Genomic DNA, 4,852 nt, shown 5'->3' on the forward strand with positions numbered 1-4,852 from the left:
TTGGAAGCATCATTTATTTAAGTTAGATACATATTATATGTACGAAGGCATTTCATTTACACAAGATTCTTGACGCTACCGGAAAACGCTTTATAGACGTTTTCCCCTTTGCTATATTACTAAGCACCTACCAACTTTATATATAAATAATCCAATTAACTCAGAAAGAAGGCCTAATATGATATAAAAAATATCAAATGGAGTTGATAAAAGATAAAAATATGAAAGAAGTAATTTTAAGCATTCTATAAATGTCGGTATAAGGTAGATTGTAAAATTAATCCGAACGCTGTTCGGATTAATTTTACAATCTACCATTTATGCATAATAAGCTTTAGCTTATTAATTATTTCTGCCTTTAAAAATATTAATAAAACAACATAAATAATTATGCCCACAGTAATTTCCAACAGTATGAATATCCAAGATGTCGGTGTTAACAAACTAATTTTAAAGACAATTAGAAACATCACTAATCCTGCAATTAAATACTTAGATAAACCCGAAAACAGTGTATGCAAATTAAGCTGTTTATGAATTGTAAAAAGTTGATACACAGTTACAGACATTTCAGAAAGTACAGTTGCAATTGATGCACCAACAGTACCTAGATATATAATCAGTGGAATATTTAACATTAAATTGACTATCGCTCCAATGATCACCGAAACTGTATATGACTTATTTTGATTAGTTGGTAAAAGATATTGAGTACCTATTGCGTTGCTCCAAGCTATTAAAATAATTGCGATTGACTCGATCATTAACACAGGAATAACATCACTAAATTGAGATGTAAAAAAAAGTGGCACGAATTTAGGAGTAATAGCTATAAGACCAAACATCATAGGAATCGAAATTGCCGACACAAAAGAAAAACTTGCGTACATGTATTCCTTAGTTTTACTATACTCTCTATGTGCAAAGGCATTTGCAACACGTGGCAACATGACAGTACCTGTTGCAGTAGCAATAGCCAAAACCAGTTTAACTATTTTATCAGACTGATCAAAAAAGCCGGAGCTCCTGACAGAATCCAATGAACCTAACATTGTTTTATTCAAAACCCAATAAATTTGGACAGCAACTTGTGGGATAAACATAACTAAAGATTGCTTTAAATGCTTTATTGGCCTTAATTCACGATAGTTAACCTTTACGAGATATCTGTGTAAACTTGGGAAAAAAGTTAAATTACCAATTAATGTAGATAAAACTGTTATCAATATATATATATTCAAATCATTGTAAGATTTGACAAATAGGAAAATACTGAATAGAGCAAGTAACTTAACTATAAAATTTCTTAATACAGTTACTTTAAAATTTTCAATTCCCATAAAAAACCAAGAGATATCAAATGCAGCTGCAACTATAGCAATGGATTGAGACAAATAGTATGCATGATACTGACCATTAATGGTTAAAAAAACAACGAACAAAAAATATGATAAACATATTGTTAATAGTCTTAAAATAAATATTTCATAAAAGACTTTAGACATTTTGAACTGATTATCCCTAACAAAGGCAATCTGACGATTCCCATACAAATCGACTCCTACACTACCAAATAAAACAAAATACTGAACAATAGAATTGGTATATGAGTTAATTCCAATACCTGAAGGGCCCAAAATTCTTGACAAATAGGGTGTGGTAAGTAATGGCACAATCATTATAAAGACCTGATATATTGCATTATAAAGATAATTTTTTGCAATTTGCATTAATAGCCCTCCCGAAAAATATTAAACAAAAACTATATAACAGGAAGGATTAAAAATTGGATTCTCCTGTCCACCTAAGTTCTAATAAAAGTATCTAGATGGTGAAATCTTACCATTCTTAATCAAGCAGAATAACTTTTAATAAGTTTTCATCTGCCTTCACTTTAATTAACACTTAACATCTGTCCAGATAGCTAACTAGACAAATCAAAGACTCCCCTTAACCGAATGACTTCACATTCATTAAAACAAGATAATCAAATTCAGTGATCAATGAACCCATTGAAGATATAAAAAATCCGTAATTAACATAATTGTATATGAACCCTTTGCATTTTCGTTTAACGGCTTAATGGGTTCTGTTGCGAAGTTTGAAAATCAAACGCGCCCTCTCTGAACTCCAAATATCTTAGGCTGGTATTCCCATTAATACCTTGATTTCAGTAGACACCGAAAAGCCGAAGAGCGTTCCATTTCTTCGGTTCTTTTTATATATTCCTCGAATGGTCTCCATGCCCTTAATCGTGGAAGAGGCTGTACGGAGACTTTGATAAAATTTATTCCGTCGTTTAATAGGTCGATGGTCTTGTTCTATTAAATTGTTAAGATACTTCACAGTTCGGTGCTCTGTCTTAGTATGTAAACCCACACTCTGTAACTTTCTAAAGGCGGAGCCAAGAGAAGGTGCTTTATCAGTCACAATTGCTTTCGGCTCACCAAACTGTTTATGGAGTCGTTTTAAGAAAGCATAGGCTGCTTGCGTATCCCGTTTCTTTCGTAACCAGATATCTAAGGTTAAGCCGTCCGCATCAATTGCACGATAAAGATAATGCCAACGTCCCTTAATTTTGATATAGGTTTCGTCCATTTTCCATGAATAGAAGGATTGTCTATTTTTCTTCTTCCAAAGATAATAGAGGACTTTGCTGTACTCTTGCACCCAACGATAAATCGTAGTATGACAAACATTTATTCCACGATCATATAACAATTCCTGAACTTCACGATAGCTTAGATTGTAACGCAGGTAGTAACCAACAGCGACAATAATGACGTCTTTTTTGAATTGTTTGCCTTTAAAATGATTCATTACTCTGTCCTCTCTGTCTTTTTTCTCAATTTTACACTAAAATAGATTTTTTGGAAAACTTTGCAACAGAACCTGGTATAATAATAAAGGTTTAATAGTTGAGGGTGAAAAGACTAATTTTGGCTATGACAACGATCTTTTGGGCACTGCTGCAGAGGTTTCTAAAATCATAGTTCCTAGTAAGAATGCATTTTCGAAATACGAACAAATTTTAGAATTGACTAGAGAGACTATTAAGACCTGCGATAAAAAAACTTGATAGTACTATTAGCCATTGGCCCCACAGCAACGGTTCTGTCTTACGATTTAGCCGATAATGGATTTCAAGTTATCGATATTGGACATCTAGATGTTGAATATCAATGGTATCTAATGCAAGCAAAAAAGAAGACGCCGCTAGAAAATAGAACAGTTAATGAAGTGAGCGACAGTCAATTCAATAAAATAGCTAATTATAATCAATTTAAAATTTTAGGGCGAATAGAATGAAAAAAAATGTTCTTTTATCTATTATTGTTCCAATATACAATGTTGAGAAGTATATTGGTAGTTTAGTAAATTCTCTAGTGAAACAAACGAACAAGAATTTTGAGGTTATTTTTATTGATGACGGATCAACTGATGAAAGCATGCAAATTTTGAAAGAAATAATGGCAGGCAGTGAACAAGAATTTTCGGTAAAGTTGTTGCAACAAGTTAATCAGGGTTTATCTTCAGCCAGGAATATCGGTATACTTAATGCAACTGGAGAATATATCTTTTTTTTGGATTCAGATGATGAAATAGAAATCAATTTTGTGGAGACAATTTTGACTAGTTGCTATAAATACAGTCAACCGGATACACTTATCTTTGATTATAGTAGCATTGATGAATTTGGAAATGCTTTGGACAGTAATTATGGGCATGGAAGTATTTATCGTCAAAAAGATTTGTGTACAAGTGAGCAAATATTAACTGCATTGTCTAAAGATGAGATACCAATAACTGCATGGTCATTTGTAACAAAACGCTCTGTGATTGAAAAACACGATTTACTATTTTCTGTTGGAAAAAAATTTGAAGATAACAATTTTACGCCGAAAGTTTTTTACTTTAGTAAAAACATTGTTGTTATTTCCCTAAGATTGTATAGATATAGGAAACGCTCTGGGTCTATTATGAGTAATCACCCGGAAAAATTCTTTTCGGACGACGCCATTTTTGTAATATATGACTTATTAGATTTTTATGATCAGTATAAAATTCGGGAATTGGGAGCAGTAGTTGGTAAATTAGTTGTGACAACATTAGCTTCTTTTCCAGATTCGAAAAAATTGTATAATGAATTAAATCCAATCAGAAAAAAAGTATTTAAAGATTATATTTCAATAGAAAAAAGACATACTAAACGGATAAAAATGTATGTTTTTTCTTCTTATGTTGGATATAAACTTTACAGACTGGTAAAAGGTAAACACTGGAAGTGAATATAATTTTTAATCTTATTTATATTTATTTGGATTTTGAATCTCATTGCGGTATTGATTTATAAAAAGAATAAGTGGCTAGGTTTTTTAGTATACTTACATCGGTCTTATTTATTGTCTATATACCTATGGATACGGTTCAGGACACGATAGTCTATTATTCTTCCTACTATAATGACAATGGGGGGGTTGAATATGGATACTCACAGGTTAGTCATTGGTTCTTAATTCATGGTTTTTCCTTCCTACAATTTAAGTTTTTAGTGGTTTTTTTGTCCTAGCACTCATGGGCTATTGTGTTCAAAGATATATTCAAAATCTGAGTTTATTTGTATTATTGTGGTTACCTTTTCCATTTTTGATTAATTTTATACAGTTTAAAAACTTCATTATGTTTAGTTTAGTACTCTATTCTTCGATATATGTTACACGGAACGGTATTTTACCAAAGAGTTATGGGATGTTTATCTTGTACCTTGCAACCTGGATTGAAGTCAATATTTGAGACAGGTTTTAAGAGACATTCAGAACCGCGTTTACCTGCCACAGCTCAAATAAATCAT

4 protein-coding genes and 1 pseudogene are annotated in these 4,852 nt (G+C 31.9%); 3 read left to right on the forward strand and 2 right to left on the reverse strand.

The genetic code is table 11. The features are described 5' to 3' along the window. Nucleotides 1–311: 311 nt before the first annotated feature. Both KTE19_RS12820 and KTE19_RS12825 read right to left on the reverse strand, forming a co-directional pair. Nucleotides 312–1,730: a flippase gene (locus KTE19_RS12820; protein WP_217342437.1), complete on the reverse strand. Its 1,419-nt coding sequence runs from the start codon at nt 1,728–1,730 to the stop codon at nt 312–314. 409 nt (nt 1,731–2,139) lie between these two features. After that, nucleotides 2,140–2,820 carry an IS6-like element ISS1N family transposase gene (locus KTE19_RS12825; protein ID WP_217342438.1) on the reverse strand — a complete coding sequence of 227 codons (681 nt, stop codon included), beginning with the start codon at nt 2,818–2,820 and terminating at the stop codon, nt 2,140–2,142. Nucleotides 2,821–2,887: 67 nt separating this feature from the next. Between KTE19_RS12825 and KTE19_RS14365 the strand changes: the two are divergent. From KTE19_RS14365 to KTE19_RS12840, 3 genes and pseudogenes are all read left to right on the forward strand, one after another. Continuing rightward, nucleotides 2,888–3,079 (forward strand): annotated as a pseudogene (locus KTE19_RS14365) (GT-D fold domain-containing glycosyltransferase); the annotation flags it as partial. Then, nucleotides 3,076–3,309, forward strand: a complete 234-nt coding sequence (locus KTE19_RS14200) for a GT-D fold domain-containing glycosyltransferase (RefSeq protein WP_217342439.1) — start codon at nt 3,076–3,078, stop codon at nt 3,307–3,309. The pseudogene KTE19_RS14365 and the gene KTE19_RS14200, both read left to right, overlap by 4 nt. Next, a complete protein-coding gene (locus tag KTE19_RS12840) occupies nt 3,306–4,289 on the forward strand; it encodes a glycosyltransferase (protein ID WP_217342440.1) in 984 nt (327 codons plus the stop codon). Before KTE19_RS14200 ends, KTE19_RS12840 begins: the two co-directional genes overlap by 4 nt. The last annotated feature ends 563 nt before the right edge of the window (nt 4,290–4,852 follow it).

This window comes from Lentilactobacillus dabitei (genome assembly GCF_019061365.1).
GTDB lineage: Bacteria > Bacillota > Bacilli > Lactobacillales > Lactobacillaceae > Lentilactobacillus > Lentilactobacillus dabitei.

Bases quoted from the DNA above. Each gene is read 5' to 3' on its own strand.
- KTE19_RS12840 (WP_217342440.1), top strand. From the start codon at position 3,306: ATGAAAAAAAATGTTCTTTTATCTATTATTGTTCCAATATACAATGTT.
- KTE19_RS12825 (WP_217342438.1), bottom strand. From the start codon at position 2,820: ATGAATCATTTTAAAGGCAAACAATTCAAAAAAGACGTCATTATTGTC.
- KTE19_RS12820 (WP_217342437.1), bottom strand. From the start codon at position 1,730: ATGCAAATTGCAAAAAATTATCTTTATAATGCAATATATCAGGTCTTT.